Raw genomic sequence first — 13,970 nt, 5'->3', positions numbered from 1 at the left:
ACCGGGGACGTCCATATATGGTTTAATATGGAATATAGTGACACATTATGACTGTTTGTGACTCACTATAACAAGCTATTTGATAAGGCAGAACGTCATGAATCTATCACTAAAGAGTTGTTTAGCCGTAGTTTTATTTGGAGGAGTGCTGTCTGTTCCTTCATTTGCTGCTGGTTATGTGGATTCGAAGGACGGTTGCAGTATGCTTAGTTTTAAAGTAGGTGAAACTATCTGTAGTCTGGATGATTTGAAAGCTCAATACCAAGAAAGAAGAGAGATTGTTGATTCATTAGCTAATGAAATTAGCCAATATTATTTAAATCTCTTAAGTCTTGATGAAAGTCAAGTCCGTGGTATTATGCTTCAAAACGATATAGAAATTAATAAGGCTTGCGAAACCACAATAAGAGGATTTGAGCAGGGGCTCAAAGCTATGTTGAAGCAAGATCGACCTGATGAAGAAAAACAAGAAATGAGGATGTATCTGAGATCTATAGCAAAGGCCAGATTTGAGATAACTCGTCTTAATGATTTTTCTCGTCAATTATTTACTTTGCCTAATATTTATAAAAGCGATATAAATAAAGCTGCTCTATCAGAGTTAGCTGCCTATACAACCAAAAAGATTGAGTCTGGAAATTTTTCATTTACTCGGTGATAAATGGAACAAGTGGACGTATCAATAAATAAGTATACAAGGAAAGATTTTTTGATGACGTCTTCCTAAAGCACCCAGATCTTGAGCAGGCTATTCTGCGAGATTTTAAACACTATAAAGAAACTGGAGAAGTCCCTGATTATTTTGGTAGGGATGTTGCTTATACTCAACCAGAAGCAGCATATAAATCATGTATGATGCATATTCATCTTTGTTTTCCGCCTGATTCATTTCCTAAAAACAGGGTTCAGTATTATAGAACGTGTAAATCAAATAGCCCAGAAAACGATGCTTGTCTGGTATATGTTCAAGGTCTCTTGGAAGAAAACAAATATTCCTTATTGGCGATAATGCATCCTGATGTTCATGGGAAAGCCAGGAATCCCAAGATAATGAGTTATCTAGCAAGAATAGCTCAGGATTTCAGAGATAATAACTAAACCCGCCCAGTACGGGTTTTTTCATATTTGGCCGCTTAATTGCGGTTTTTTTATTTCTATAAGGATCGAAAATGCAAACTCGCTCATTTCTTCTTGATATCAAATCATAGGATTTAACGTTAGATGATTCTGGAAATATCTCTATTACTGATAACCCTTATGCTGTGGCTCAGGATGTCGCTTGTGCCTGTAGTACATATCTGGGAGAGTGTTGGTACGACACAACATTAGGTCTTCCTTATTATCAGCGCATTCTTGGTTATTGGCCCGGAATTCAATTAATTAACAGCAAAATGCAACAAGAAGCAATGAAGTTACCTTATGTTCAGTCTGCCATTTGTAAAGCTATAAGCGGGGACGAAAGCACTATTGTGGGCACGATGACAATAACGGACACGAATAATCAATCAGCGGTGGTAAATTTCTGATGACTAACTCTGTAGTACTGACAACAAGTGTTCCTAGCGTAACATTTACAAAGACTGGTCTAACTGTACCCGCCGAAGTTGATATTTTAAATGGGCGGCTAAATGATTTGGCTACAGCAATGGGCGGTGCAATGAGTACCAGTTTAACAACACCGCAGGGTCAAATAGCAATGAGTGATGCGGCTATCATTGCTGACAAGAACGATCAGTTACTTGCTATCGTCAATCAAATTAACCCGGATTATGCAACCGGACGTTTCCAAGATGCTATCGGACGAATTTATTTTCTTGACCGAATCCCGGCATCAGGAACGACTGTAACGGCGACATGTACCGGGCTGGTCAATACTGTCATTCCTGTGAAGAGATAGAAGCAGTTGTTCTGTACTATAAAATTAATCACATTGAAGCCAACATTATTTATTCTAGCTGAAGTTTAGAGAATAAAATAAGGTAAATTGCCTCTTGGTACTAACTCAGAGAGCCCAAGCTTAATGACATACCATAGATTAATAGAGAACAGTAAATTATAAACCTTAGTCATACTGGTGGATATAGACATTCTTAGCTTAGGGTTAATTGTTAACTCACTTGTCATTGTTAAATAGTGCACATTTTAATGGCAAGAAGAGTTAAGTAGCATATAAAATAATCACAAAAAGCTGTAAGATACATCAACCAATTAAAAATGAGAGATATAAAGAATGTTTAATCTTGAGCAGATCGGGCATGTGGTAAGAAATAGCATGCAGATTATTGTTGATGAGCTTAAGCTTAACCTTGCTGTAGGGGATATCTCTGATGATGATTATAGAATCCTTTCTCGCGGATACGGCGAACTAAATTGGGATGAATGTTTGTCTAGGATAGGAAACAGAGAAGATAAATTTGAATTTTGCTTAAAGCTGGTAGAGTGTGGAAATGTGCAAGGGCCTCCTTCTGGGCTAGCTTTATGTACGTATTCCATTGATGAGGAAAGTTTTGAGATTCATATGATAGAGAACTTCTATCGTGATGACGCAAAACACCCTTTAAATGGGAAAATGTTTCAACTTACCCTGATGGCTGCTTACATGTTTTGTAAATCTACACAGGGTAAATATATCCGGATCATTGAGCCTGTTGAAGAAGTAATCTCCTATTACGCGTCCTATGGATTTAACATGATTAAATGTGGTTACATTATGGAGGTTGATATTGATACGTTTGAAACAATATTCAAGGCAATCAAAGATTGATGAAAAAAAGACTAGACACTAGAGTTTATAGTGATAGCATACGGAGACTAACAAGTATTAGCCTGTTTTTTGTGCAAGAGAAAACTTTGTTAATGTGAATACCCCTTATGGGCTAAGCTATTGGAGAGAAAATCTCTTAGGAGTCATTATGTCAAAGCAGAAAGCAGCCATTAAAGATATCAAAAAATTTGATACGCAGCAGGTGTATACTGCTGTGGGCGGGGCTATTGACTTGTTGATAAAAGCTGCCCCAAAAATGTTTGAGCATAAGCCAAAAGTTGAGCTTCAAGGAAAGCGTAAGAATCATCGCCAAGCCGCCTAAAATTTTTTGAGTAGTAATCAATAAACCCGCCCACAGTACGGGTTTTTTCATATTTGGCCGCTTAATTGCGGTTTTTTTATTTCTATAAGGATCGAAAATGCAAATTCGCTCATTTCTTCTTAATATCAAATCATGGGATTTAACGTTAGATGATTCTGGAAATTATATCATTCAATAACAGAGGCTAAGATCCCTGACAGCGGCTCTGTTGATGTTGTTTTCCAAAACTCAACAACAGGGCCGTTAGCATGTCAAATTGATGATTTGAACACGATTTATAGCTCGGTACCAGGCTGGTCTGGTATCAGTAATGCGAGTGCTGGCGTACCTGGCACAGATGAGGAAACTCGTGCTAATTTTGAGTATCGTCGTAAACAATCTGTTGCTAAAAATGCGACAAACTCATTACATGCCATTTATGCGGCAATATTAGCAGTAAATGGGGTAGCAGATTCATACGTTATTTCAAATGATACTTCGGTAGTAAAAACAGTCGGGGTATCAAAATACAAAATAGCACCGAACTCTCTTTATATTGCTGTGTATGGAGGAAAGACTGAGGATGTCGCTAGAGCAATCTGGAAGAAAAAACCTCCAAGTATTCCTACGAACGGGAATATAACTCACACAATTGTGGATGATGAAAACTATGTTCAGCCTTACCCCGAATATGAAATTAAATATGTGATACCAACGCCCATTCGTGTTTATGTTGATGTCTCACTTGCTGATAGCGATTACCTTCCTGCTGATATTGAAACATAAGTTAAATCAGCTATAGCTCAAGCATTTAACGGCGAAGATGGCGGGACGCGAGTAAGAATAGCATCTACATTATTTGCTGGTAGATATTATTCAGGTGTTTATAACATAGATATATCGAGTGTTGATATTTACAATATTACGCTTAGCCGTGACGGTACTACTTATTTAACATCAGTTACTTTTGGTATTGATGAAATCCCAACGCTTGATGCTGATAATATATCCGTGAAATTAGTGGACTCATAAATGGAAAATGTGGAAGTAACTATTCTTGCTCAGTATGCCGCTAGCCCAAAACTCAGCTCACTTATTCGAAATTTCAATGCCGCTGTTTCCTCTGCTGAATTTATTAATACATTTTACGACCTGATTGGGAATATTGACACGGCAAACACGTATGGGCTGGATGTGTGGGGAAAAATAGTGAATGTTAGCAGGAGGCTGACTGTTATCAGATTAGATGTATCGAAAGCTGATTATGATGAAAGTTATGCCAAATATATCTGACTGCACTATACCAAACCATCAGGAGCGCTGCTATATCCGGCAGGTGTTAGTGTCTCAATCGTTCAAAGGATACTAACAAGTGAAATCAACTGAAAAGCCTACTCTTATTACTGTTCCGTTCGCAAAAGATGGGAACTATAACGAAATTGCAACAAAGTCTACTGAAAACAGTTTGGTGAAAGGCTCGGCATACAGAACTGAAATTGTCTTCTCCTTTTGCATTATGACAAGGAAAAAAGTGAAAGCATTAATTAAATTACTTTTAATTCATTAATAAGCATAGGGTTACGTTCAAGCCATCTTAAGTAGTTTCAGTGGTGAGCCAGAAGGAATGTGGAGGTGCAGGTAGTGTTCATTGATGCCCATAAAAATAAAATAGGTGGACGCAAAGTGGACATTGGGCAAACAAAAAGGGCTACACTTTAGTGTAACCCCTTGATTTATTTGGTGGAGCTGGCGGGAGTTGAACCCGCGTCCGAAATTCCTACATCCTTGGTACTACATGCTTAGTCTAATCTTTACATTCGCTTGCCAGCTGCGGATAGACACGCCACTAACAAACTAGCCTGATTAGATTTAACGCTTCAACCCCAGGCAAGGCATCCACGCGATCTCTTTTGGGTTTGACCTCTCTTGATCCCCGTCCTAAGAGCGGAGGCTAGGGAGAGAGGGCTCTGCGCAGGTTATTAAGCTGCTAGTGCGTATTTTTCGTCGTTTGCGACTATTTTTTTGCGGCTTTTTACGAGGCCAACCGCCCCTCGGCATGCACCTTGGGTTTCGCGAATCCCGTCGAATCCAGAATCAGCCCCAAGTGTCTTAAACGCAAGTATATCAGAATACTAAACTATAATACCAGAATTTATCGTCCGGAATTCTTCATAATACGTGCTTTGTCTAATTTCCATTCACGTTCTTTGATGTCCGAACGTTTGTCGTGTGCCTTTTTGCCTTTCGCTACGCCAATTTTGACTTTGCACCAAGCATTTTTCCAATAGAGAGATAAGGCAACAACGGTATAACCTTCACGATTGACTCGACCATATAATGAGTCAAGTTCGCGCTGATTAAGTAAGAGTTTGCGTGAACGCATTGGATCACAGACGACATGGGAAGAAGCTACATTTAATGGGGTGATGGTGGCACCAAAAAGATAAGCGTCGCCATCTTTGAGCAAAACGTAACTGTCGCTGATGTTGGCTTTACCAGCGCGCAGCGATTTGACTTCCCATCCTTGTAACGAGAGACCCGCTTCAAATTCTTCTTCAATGAAGTATTCGTGACGAGCTCGTCTATTCATGGCAATGGTTGCCGAACCGGGTTTGTGTGCTTTTTTCTTTGTCATAGTGTATGCATTATACTGAATGCTTTGGTGAAAGAAATCTTTTCCCGCTCATATTTGCTGATTAATGAGTGTTTATTGCATTATATGCTGACAGATTTTTCTTTGATCACGTATAGGTGATATTATTTGCTACAATTAAGCCTTACAGGAAATTATATGCCACAGATTAGTCGCTCTGCGTTAGTACCTTACAGCGTGGAACAAATGTACAAATTGGTCAATGATATCGGTTCTTATCCGGATTTTTTACCGGGGTGTGTTGGCAGTCGTGTGTTGAGTGTTAGCAATAACGAAATGACTGCATCAGTCGATGTTTCGAAAGCGGGTATAAGCAAGACCTTTGTTACCCGGAATATTCTGGCCGATAACCAAAGCATTAATATGCAACTGGTCGACGGGCCTTTTCGTAAGTTAATGGGAGGCTGGCAGTTCATACCATTGAGTGAAGATGCCTGTAAAGTTGAATTGCACCTTGATTTTGAGTTCACTAATAAACTGATTGAATTGGCTTTTGGTAAGATTTTTAAGGAACTGGCCGGGAGTATGGTGCAGGCTTTTACTTTGCGTGCACGCGAGGTTTATCGTGTCTGATATCAATGTCGAAGTTGTTTATGCATTGCCTGATCACCAATATCTGCGTACGGTGAAATTGGCTCAAGGCGCAACTGTTGAGCAGGCAATAGTTGCATCAGGTTTGTTGGTTTTGCGTAATGATATTGATTTGCAAAAGAATAAAGTCGGAGTTTATAGCCGTCCTGTCAAGTTGACGGATATTTTGGAAGAGGGTGATAGGGTGGAAATTTACCGCCCATTATTGGCTGATCCAAAAGAAATGCGTCGTAAGCGTGCTGAGCGGGCTAAAAATAATGCTCAATAATTATCATAGACAGTCAGCGATCTATTTTTTTGACTGACTGTCTATATTTTTTGGGTTATTGAAGATCTTCGGTAAGTGAATTTTCGTTTTTAATGTCAGTCAGTACACCATTACTGTCAAATGTCAGGGTCAAAGTTTGCTGAGTCACTTTTTCGTGCCCAGGTTGTTGACGAAATACATAAAACCACGTTTGAGTCCCAAACGGGTCTTGTAACATTGGTGTTCCTAATGTGTAAGCTACCTGTTGCTGGGTCATTCCCTTGTGGATTTTTGATACACTAGCTGGTGTTAGGTAGTTTCCCTGATTAATGTCAGGGCGATAAACAGCCCGTTCTAACGTAGAGCAACCCGCAGTCAGCATAACGAATGATACAGCAGCGGCAGTCAACATTTTACAGCGCATGGTAATTACATTCCTTTAGGAGTCAGGGTGTTGATAATAATAGACCTTGACGAGATTGAAAACCTTTACAAGCTTTAGCTATGACCTTAAATATACGCAAAAGTTGTATCAAATTACGCTGCTAGCAGCTCTTTGGCGTTTGCCAGGGTATTTTTTGTGACTTCACTGCCTGCGAGAAGCCGCGCCAGCTCTTGTAATCTGGCTTTTTTATCCAGCAGCTGCATTTGAGTTTCAGTTTCTTCACCGTCAGTTTGTTTACTGACATAAAAATGTTGGTGACCACAACCGGCTACTTGAGGCAGGTGGGTGACGCACATAACCTGTGTAGATTCGCCTAATTCACGTAACAGACGGCCGACAATTGCAGCTGTTGGACCGCTGATACCGACATCCACTTCATCGAAAATCAAAGCGGATGTTTCCATTTTTTTAGCTGTTATAACCTGAATTGCCAACGCAATACGGGAAAGTTCACCACCTGAAGCGACTTTTGCGAGAGATTGGTGGGGTTGACCAGGGTTGGTGGTGACATTAAATTCAACTCTGTCTGAACCGTCGGCATTCAGATGTTCAGGTGCAAAAGAGACATCAATGGTAAAACAACCATGAGGCATGGCGAGTTGATGCATACTGTGGGTAATGAGTTCACTTAATTCTTTGGCATATTGCTGGCGAACCAGATGCAATCTTTCTGCAACTTCCAATGCTTGCTTATGGTGTTTATTAACCTGTTCACTAAGGTGAGTGCAGTCATCTTCTTGCTGCGCCAGTAATTGCTGCTCTTCCAATAATTGTTGATGCAGTGAAGGAAGTTCTTCCGGTACAACGTGGTGTTTACGGGCCACTCTAATTTGTTGTGAAATTTTTTGTTCCAATTCAAAGAGACGATTTGGATCCATATCCAGTTGATCGCCATAGTGGCGGAGTTCGTCGCTGACTTCATTAATTTGAATGGATGCGTCTTCCAGCATAGTGAGTAATTGGCTGAATTTATCATCCATAGTGATGAGTTCTGCCAGTTCGTGTTTAGCGTAATTCAGCAGACTGATAATATTTTGTTCATCGTTATCACTGAGTAACTGGAGTGCAGTTTGGCTGACAGATAATAGCTGACCACGGTTTGCTAGCCGTTTATATTCATTATCTTGTTCCTGATATTCACCTGGTTGCGGTGCCAGCTCATTGAGCTCTTTTAAGTGATACTCCAGTAACTGTTGACGAGATTGACGTTCAAGTGCCTGTTGTTGGAATCGAGCTAGATCCTGACAGCTTTGGTGCCATTGCTGATATGCTTGTTTCATTTCATTTTGTAGATTGGATTGATTAGCGTAAGTATCAAGCAGGCATTTTTGGTGACCATTATTCAATAGTAATTGGTGGGCGTGCTGACCATGAATTTGAATAAGGTGGGTACCTAATTCACGTAATTGGGAAAGTGGTACAGCAGTGCCATTGATAAAGCCTCGGGAACGGCCATCTGACGTTATTGTGCGGCGTAGTAAGCATTCATTGCTGTCATCAAGCTGGTGATTTTCCAACCATTTTCGAGCAGAAGGCGTATCAGAAAGAGAAAAGCGGGCACAAATATCAGCACGAGAAGCCCCGCTACGCACCATATTGGCTTCACCACGATTACCCAGACATAAACCTAACGCATCAATTGCGATGGATTTACCTGCGCCGGTTTCACCGGTGATGGCTGTCATACCTGGCTGGAAGTCAATTTCAAGCTCACGAACAATGGCAAAACTGCTAATGGTTAACTGGGTGAGCATCACACTTCTCCTGTGTATAAAAACACCTCTGTATCTTCATACAGTATAAACTGGTTTTTTATACAGTAAAGTGGTGAAACCTAAATTTTTTAGAACATTTTTTTAGACCAGCTTAGTTTTGTACTTAATGTATTGAAGTAATTATAGTCTTTAGGATGAATGAGATTGAGCTTCTGTTTGCTGCGGCTAATAATGACATCCTCTCCATCTTGTATAGGTAGAACTATCTGGCTATCGCAACTGACTTCATAATCGTTGCTATTTTGGGAAAATTTCAGCCTGATGCTGCTTTCACTACTGATAACCAATGGGCGGGAAGACAATGTATGTGGAAACATCGGTACTAGGACGATGGCATCCAGATTAGGCGTCAAAATTGGCCCGCCTGCCGAAAGCGAGTAAGCTGTGGAACCGGTTGGCGTTGCGATAATCAGCCCGTCAGAACGTTGGGAAAAGGCAAAGCGTTCATCAATATAGACTTCGAATTCAATCATATGTGCCACTTTCCCCGGATGGAGTACGACTTCGTTGATTGCGGTACTGATACGGGGTTCTTGGCCGTTGCTTCTGACTTGGGCTTCTAGTAGGAAACGGTGTTCGTTCCGATATTCGCCATCCAATACTTCAGAAAGTTGTTGCAAAGCATTATCAGGATCTAAGTCTGTCAGAAAACCTAGATTGCCTCTGTTAATGCCAATGACTTTAATGTCATAACGGGAAAGGACTCGGGCAGCGCCCAACATATTGCCGTCACCACCAACAACGACAGCTAAATCAGCTTGTTTACCAATTTCGGTCAGACCGCCAGTTCGTGCATCTTTTAAACCAATGTCTTTGGCTACTTGACGATCAATAATGACAGAGTAACCTTTGGATTTTAACCAATGATAAAGCATTTCATGAGTAGCAAGTGCTTCTGGGTGGCGAGGATGACCAACAATACCTATGCATTTGAATTTTTTATTCATCGTTATAATTTCCTTCTAGCAAGAGGTTTTATCCTCACAATACGGCGGGTTCCCTTGAATCCCCAATTTAGATCCCCATAATAGGCTAAGTAGCGAGATTAATGCCAAATACGCGGAGATATTCATGAGTAGTAAAGAACAAAGAATGCCTGACGAGCAAGTCTCGGAAGATATGGAAGTTGTATCTGAACAGCAAAACAGTGCGGATAAAGCAGAAGCATCAGAGACTGAAAGCGTTGTTGATCCGCGTGTCGCAGAGCTGGAAGAACAGCTCAAGCAGGCGCAGCAGCGTGAACGTGATGCTATTTTGCGTGCTAAGGCTGAAGTTGAAAATATCCGTCGTCGTACTGAGCAAGATGTGGAAAAAGCCCATAAATTTGCGTTAGAAAGATTTGCCAATGAACTGCTACCAGTGATTGATAATCTTGAGCGCGCTTTGGAGGCAGCAGATCGTACTAATACCGAAATAGCACCTATGATTGAAGGCATTGAGCTGACGTTGAAATCTTTCCTTGGGGCTGTGGGTAAATTTGGTATTGAAGTTGTTGGCGACACAAATATTCCTTTTAATCCTGAAGTTCATCAGGCGATGACCATGATGGAATCCGATCAGCATGAGCCGAATCATGTCATGATGGTCATGCAGAAAGGGTATACCTTAAATGGCCGTTTGTTACGCCCGGCAATGGTAGCCGTATCGAAGTAATTTTAGCTCAGTAGTAATTTTAGTTCAGTAATAAGTATCAATGCCGCTCCAACTGGGGCGGCATTTTTTTACTGTGGCAATTCAGGTGTCCAGTTAATTGGCGCGATGCTTTGTTTTTCTAGCAATGCATTGGCTTTTGAAAAGTGTTTGCAACCAAAGAACCCTCTGTGGGCAGATAGTGGAGATGGGTGGGGTGCTTTGAGAACATGATGTTTATTAGCATCAATAAAGTTACCCTTTTTCTGTGCATGGGACCCCCAAAGCAGAAACACGACGCCTGAACGGTGCTCGTTGATAGCAGCAATGACTTTATCAGTAAAAGTTTCCCAACCCAGATTTGCGTGGGAGTGTGCATTACCACGTTCTACGGTGAGTACGGTATTGAGTAGCAACACCCCTTGTTTGGCCCAACTGATTAGGCAACCGTGATTTGGATGCTGGAAGTCAGGTATATCGGATGCCAGTTCTTTGTACATATTAACCAGTGAAGGTGGTGCAGGAATACCCGGTTGCACAGAAAAAGAGAGACCGTGTGCCTGATTAGGGCCGTGGTAAGGGTCTTGCCCAAGTATCACAACCTTAATATCAGCCAATTCGGTGTAGCGGAATGCATTGAATACATCCTGTTGTGGCGGATAAATGGTTTTACCTGCCTGACGCTCTTTTGCGACATAAGCCAGTGTGTCGAAAAAATAGGGTTGTTTTTTCTCATTACCGATTACGTCGTGCCATGTGAGAAGTGCGGACATAGCAAATCCTTTTTTATATGATTACCAAATGGATGTTAGCTTACCGATTACAAAATCAGAGGAAAACCTTTGATGCACACTAAAACTAAATTCCTGATAACTATTTCAATGTTGTAAAGTATTTTTGAAAGTTTATCCAAAGAATTGCTTTGTGGTTAGCCATAAAAACTTATTTAAAACATAAGATAGCAATATGTTTTGTAGTAACTATATGAAATTAACTGATCTGAATCAATGAATATCCTCATTCATGTGGGGATACCGAAATGAGATATATTGGTTTGACCAAATAACCAAGATAAATTCTTGATAATTTTATTTACTGTGTGAACGTTAGAGATAGAAATGATTACTGGTATTCAATACTGTGAAGGCCAGATTGTGGTTAAGGATAAGCTGGATTATTTGAATATCGTATGAAACCCAAACGGTACGTGTTGTAAACTGTCAGTTCACTTTGATTCTTTCTTTGGCTATTTATTGATAAATAATAGGTAGAAATTTCTCTGTTATCAGAGAGAAGAATCACAGTTGATTAATTTTGTTAACAAAATTTAAACATTTATTTAACTTGATGGTATTCCCTGCCGATAGATTAGTTGTACTGATTAAATCGTCGATTATTTTCAGCTATCCTTAGGGGAATTTTATGAGTTTATCAATTGAAATGAATCTGTCAGTCGATTCAAGTTTTCCCGTTTTAAATAATCTTCAACTTGTTACACCGCCTTCTGTTCCAGACCAGAATATTGAAAAAGCGACTACTGAAGTTTTTTCCTTCTCGGAAACAACTAAACAGAATAATAGAGTCTATCAATCATTAATTAACGAGCAGAGTATTAACATTAATTTAAAGTCAATCACAGGAATTAAGTCTGAGCAAATTAGAGGTAAGCAATCCCATGAAATTGATTATATGTTGACTTTAATTTCTGATGATGTCTACATAAGCACCACTATGGGAATAGGTGATTATGTTCGTCTTTCTGATGGTGAATTATTAAAGGCAGGAATAGAACCGGCAAATTTAAGGGATAAAACAACGGGTTTTCAGGCGGGTATTTATCGGAATGATGATCTCTATATAGTTGCTTTTGTAGGCACTAATGATTTGAAGGATATATTAACTAATTTACGACAAGGTTTTGGATTTGATGAAGCTCAATACCATCAAGCCATTGATTTAGCTCGTGCTGCCAGAATGGCATTTGGGGAAAATTTGTTATTTACTGGACACTCTTTGGGCGGTGGATTAGCAGCGACAGCCGCATTATCAGTTGGAAAGCCTGCGGTAATATTTAATTCAGCCGGTGTTTCTGACAATATGATGAAAAATTTGGGTTTTTCACCCCAAGAGGGTAGGGCTATCGCTGAAAATGGATTGGTACGTCATTATATTGTGGAGCATGATTTACTTGATGCATTACAACAGAAATTGCCAGTATCTCAGCCAATAGGACATAAAATCTTACTGAAATATAATGATGATTCAGGAGAGTCAGGTCAAGGGTTTCCTAATAATCTGATACGTGGATTAAAAGCACATTCTCTTGAAAAGGTGCTGGAATTATTAACGATATACAAACCTTGGTCATCTTTAAATGATGAACAGCAAGAAGAATCTCTAGTCATGCTTAATGAATCGGATCTGAGCATTTCCGCATAATTAAAGAGAGGCATGATGAAAATTGGTGAAGTAATTGAGCCTGAATCGGAACAGGATTGTCAGCGGAGTGAAGAAAATATAACCCCATTACAATGGGCGATATTCAATCAGCAAATGGATGATGTTAATAATTTGCTGAAAGAGGGCGCTGATCCTACTCAACTTGGTTTGCAACAAGAAAGTGCTTTACATACGGCTGCAAAAATCAACAACCCTGATTATCTTAAATCTTTGTTAACAGTCGCGCCGGATGTAAATATTATGCATCCTGTAACCTTAGCAACACCTTTACATGTTGCGGTTCAGGTAGGGAGAAAAATGCAGGTCGAATTACTGTTGGTCGCCGGTGCTAATCCCAATCAAACTAATCGGATTGGGGATACTCCGTTACATATTGCAGCCAAAATTAATTCGCCGAAACTGGCATTGATATTGTTGAATTCAGGTGCTGATCCTAAATTGCAAAATAAACAGCAGCTAACGTTCCAAGCGTATTTTAATCTCACACCGCTAAAAATGCAGTGCGGTGAGATGCAAGCGGAATATGAGAAAGTCAATTATTGGCTGAAAGCTCAGCAAGTTAACCGATATTATTTGAAGTAAGACAAAAACGGGCTATTTGGCCCGTTATTTTTAATTATCGATGATTACCAACTAATCGATTATAGCAATGAGATATGCTCTTTTTTCTACACGGGAAAAGCCATTGACATTAGCGTACCTAAAATATGCAGTTCATATTATGAAATTGACGGATCGGTTATTGCCATTACGCTGATGAATGAACAGTTTATCTCTGTCATCGATAATAATGTCATCCTTAAGTTGTAATAAATGTTTTGTTAAAGTTGGTCCATATTGGTTCTATTTATCGGATTTGGAATTATTTTTACAGAGTTAATTACAATTAAAAATATATCTCTTAGCCTTTTACCCGCTTGTCGTACAGTCGATGATTGAGGTAACGATAATGGGTTTAGGTGCCAATGTGGAAACGGCTGAAAATACTGTGAGGCAGGTATTGGAATAGAATATGAGTAACATCAGTAATCTTGATTTTTATTTAAGACTGGTGAGGGTGATGTTCATATCAGCCAGAAAAATGCGTCAACGTACCATATACGCC

16 protein-coding genes, 1 other RNA gene and 2 pseudogenes are annotated in these 13,970 nt (G+C 39.9%); 13 read left to right on the top strand and 6 right to left on the bottom strand.

All coding sequences use genetic code 11. The features are described from left to right. Window positions 1-97: 97 nt before the first annotated feature. The 8 genes and pseudogenes from KZ793_RS01235 to KZ793_RS01200 form a co-directional block, all read left to right on the top strand. Window positions 98-658, top strand: a complete 561-nt coding sequence (locus tag KZ793_RS01235; protein ID WP_225812811.1) for a hypothetical protein — start codon at window positions 98-100, stop codon at window positions 656-658. Window positions 659-750: 92 nt separating this feature from the next. Next, entirely contained in the window at window positions 751-1,098 is a 348-nt protein-coding gene (locus tag KZ793_RS01230) for a type II toxin-antitoxin system YafO family toxin (protein ID WP_317987433.1), read from the top strand. A 164-nt stretch (window positions 1,099-1,262) separates the two neighbouring features. Next, window positions 1,263-1,526 carry a hypothetical protein gene (locus KZ793_RS01225; RefSeq protein WP_225812809.1) on the top strand — a complete coding sequence of 88 codons (264 nt, stop codon included), beginning with the start codon at window positions 1,263-1,265 and terminating at the stop codon, window positions 1,524-1,526. Beyond that, window positions 1,526-1,888: pseudogene (locus KZ793_RS01220) on the top strand (baseplate J/gp47 family protein); the annotation flags it as partial. The gene KZ793_RS01225 and the pseudogene KZ793_RS01220, both read left to right, overlap by 1 nt. A gap of 342 nt (window positions 1,889-2,230) precedes the next feature. After that, window positions 2,231-2,764 (top strand): hypothetical protein, encoded by a 534-nt coding sequence (locus tag KZ793_RS01215; RefSeq protein ID WP_225812806.1) that lies wholly within the window; start codon window positions 2,231-2,233, stop codon window positions 2,762-2,764. Window positions 2,765-2,912: 148 nt separating this feature from the next. Further along, window positions 2,913-3,086: a hypothetical protein gene (locus KZ793_RS01210; RefSeq protein WP_011147570.1), complete on the top strand. Its 174-nt coding sequence runs from the start codon at window positions 2,913-2,915 to the stop codon at window positions 3,084-3,086. 174 nt (window positions 3,087-3,260) lie between these two features. Beyond that, window positions 3,261-3,851: a baseplate J/gp47 family protein gene (locus tag KZ793_RS01205; protein ID WP_225812820.1), complete on the top strand. Its 591-nt coding sequence runs from the start codon at window positions 3,261-3,263 to the stop codon at window positions 3,849-3,851. A 246-nt stretch (window positions 3,852-4,097) separates the two neighbouring features. Then, window positions 4,098-4,374: pseudogene (locus KZ793_RS01200) on the top strand (DUF2612 domain-containing protein); the annotation flags it as partial. Window positions 4,375-4,803: 429 nt separating this feature from the next. On the opposite strand, the gene ssrA reads toward KZ793_RS01200, so the two are convergent. Beyond that, window positions 4,804-5,167: a transfer-messenger RNA gene (gene ssrA / locus KZ793_RS01195) on the bottom strand. 50 nt (window positions 5,168-5,217) lie between these two features. Then, on the bottom strand, window positions 5,218-5,700 hold the full coding sequence (gene smpB / locus KZ793_RS01190; RefSeq protein WP_225812804.1) for an SsrA-binding protein SmpB: 483 nt from the start codon (window positions 5,698-5,700) through the stop codon (window positions 5,218-5,220). Window positions 5,701-5,856: 156 nt separating this feature from the next. On the opposite strand from smpB, the gene KZ793_RS01185 reads away from it, so the two are divergent. Further along, window positions 5,857-6,291 carry a type II toxin-antitoxin system RatA family toxin gene (locus tag KZ793_RS01185; RefSeq protein ID WP_225812802.1) on the top strand — a complete coding sequence of 145 codons (435 nt, stop codon included), beginning with the start codon at window positions 5,857-5,859 and terminating at the stop codon, window positions 6,289-6,291. After that, window positions 6,284-6,577 carry an RnfH family protein gene (locus KZ793_RS01180; RefSeq protein ID WP_225812801.1) on the top strand — a complete coding sequence of 98 codons (294 nt, stop codon included), beginning with the start codon at window positions 6,284-6,286 and terminating at the stop codon, window positions 6,575-6,577. Before KZ793_RS01185 ends, KZ793_RS01180 begins: the two co-directional genes overlap by 8 nt. 55 nt (window positions 6,578-6,632) lie before the next feature. Here the strand turns inward: KZ793_RS01180 and bamE are convergent, their stop codons facing one another. The 3 genes from bamE to nadK form a co-directional block, all read right to left on the bottom strand. Beyond that, complete coding sequence (gene bamE, locus KZ793_RS01175; protein WP_049582207.1) at window positions 6,633-6,980, bottom strand: outer membrane protein assembly factor BamE; 348 nt, start codon at window positions 6,978-6,980, stop codon at window positions 6,633-6,635. Window positions 6,981-7,093: 113 nt separating this feature from the next. Then, window positions 7,094-8,755, bottom strand: a complete 1,662-nt coding sequence (recN, locus tag KZ793_RS01170; RefSeq protein WP_225812800.1) for a DNA repair protein RecN — start codon at window positions 8,753-8,755, stop codon at window positions 7,094-7,096. An 89-nt stretch (window positions 8,756-8,844) separates the two neighbouring features. Next, on the bottom strand, window positions 8,845-9,723 hold the full coding sequence (gene nadK, locus KZ793_RS01165; protein ID WP_225812799.1) for an NAD(+) kinase: 879 nt from the start codon (window positions 9,721-9,723) through the stop codon (window positions 8,845-8,847). Between the two features lie 124 nt (window positions 9,724-9,847). On the opposite strand from nadK, the gene grpE reads away from it, so the two are divergent. Further along, window positions 9,848-10,429, top strand: a complete 582-nt coding sequence (gene grpE / locus KZ793_RS01160) for a nucleotide exchange factor GrpE (RefSeq protein WP_225812798.1) — start codon at window positions 9,848-9,850, stop codon at window positions 10,427-10,429. Between the two features lie 68 nt (window positions 10,430-10,497). Here the strand turns inward: grpE and ung are convergent, their stop codons facing one another. Beyond that, on the bottom strand, window positions 10,498-11,178 hold the full coding sequence (gene ung / locus KZ793_RS01155) for a uracil-DNA glycosylase (protein WP_225812797.1): 681 nt from the start codon (window positions 11,176-11,178) through the stop codon (window positions 10,498-10,500). Between the two features lie 649 nt (window positions 11,179-11,827). On the opposite strand from ung, the gene KZ793_RS01150 reads away from it, so the two are divergent. Further along, window positions 11,828-12,844: a phospholipase gene (locus KZ793_RS01150; protein WP_225812796.1), complete on the top strand. Its 1,017-nt coding sequence runs from the start codon at window positions 11,828-11,830 to the stop codon at window positions 12,842-12,844. A 12-nt stretch (window positions 12,845-12,856) separates the two neighbouring features. Then, window positions 12,857-13,447, top strand: a complete 591-nt coding sequence (locus KZ793_RS01145) for an ankyrin repeat domain-containing protein (protein WP_225812795.1) — start codon at window positions 12,857-12,859, stop codon at window positions 13,445-13,447. Window positions 13,448-13,970: the final 523 nt, after the last annotated feature.

Source organism: Photorhabdus antumapuensis, assembly GCF_020387775.1.
GTDB lineage: Bacteria > Pseudomonadota > Gammaproteobacteria > Enterobacterales > Enterobacteriaceae > Photorhabdus > Photorhabdus antumapuensis.
Note: the sequence above shows the minus strand (reverse complement) of the source record. Positions and strands in the feature narration are given on the sequence as shown.

Coding starts and splice junctions, on each gene's coding strand:
- KZ793_RS01145 (WP_225812795.1), top strand. CDS start 12,857: ATGATGAAAATTGGTGAAGTAATTGAGCCTGAATCGGAACAGGATTGT.
- recN (WP_225812800.1), bottom strand. CDS start 8,755: ATGCTCACCCAGTTAACCATTAGCAGTTTTGCCATTGTTCGTGAGCTT.
- KZ793_RS01235 (WP_225812811.1), top strand. CDS start 98: ATGAATCTATCACTAAAGAGTTGTTTAGCCGTAGTTTTATTTGGAGGA.
- nadK (WP_225812799.1), bottom strand. CDS start 9,723: ATGAATAAAAAATTCAAATGCATAGGTATTGTTGGTCATCCTCGCCAC.
- KZ793_RS01210 (WP_011147570.1), top strand. CDS start 2,913: ATGTCAAAGCAGAAAGCAGCCATTAAAGATATCAAAAAATTTGATACG.
- grpE (WP_225812798.1), top strand. CDS start 9,848: ATGAGTAGTAAAGAACAAAGAATGCCTGACGAGCAAGTCTCGGAAGAT.
- smpB (WP_225812804.1), bottom strand. CDS start 5,700: ATGACAAAGAAAAAAGCACACAAACCCGGTTCGGCAACCATTGCCATG.
- KZ793_RS01150 (WP_225812796.1), top strand. CDS start 11,828: ATGAGTTTATCAATTGAAATGAATCTGTCAGTCGATTCAAGTTTTCCC.
- KZ793_RS01185 (WP_225812802.1), top strand. CDS start 5,857: ATGCCACAGATTAGTCGCTCTGCGTTAGTACCTTACAGCGTGGAACAA.
- KZ793_RS01215 (WP_225812806.1), top strand. CDS start 2,231: ATGTTTAATCTTGAGCAGATCGGGCATGTGGTAAGAAATAGCATGCAG.
- bamE (WP_049582207.1), bottom strand. CDS start 6,980: ATGCGCTGTAAAATGTTGACTGCCGCTGCTGTATCATTCGTTATGCTG.
- ung (WP_225812797.1), bottom strand. CDS start 11,178: ATGTCCGCACTTCTCACATGGCACGACGTAATCGGTAATGAGAAAAAA.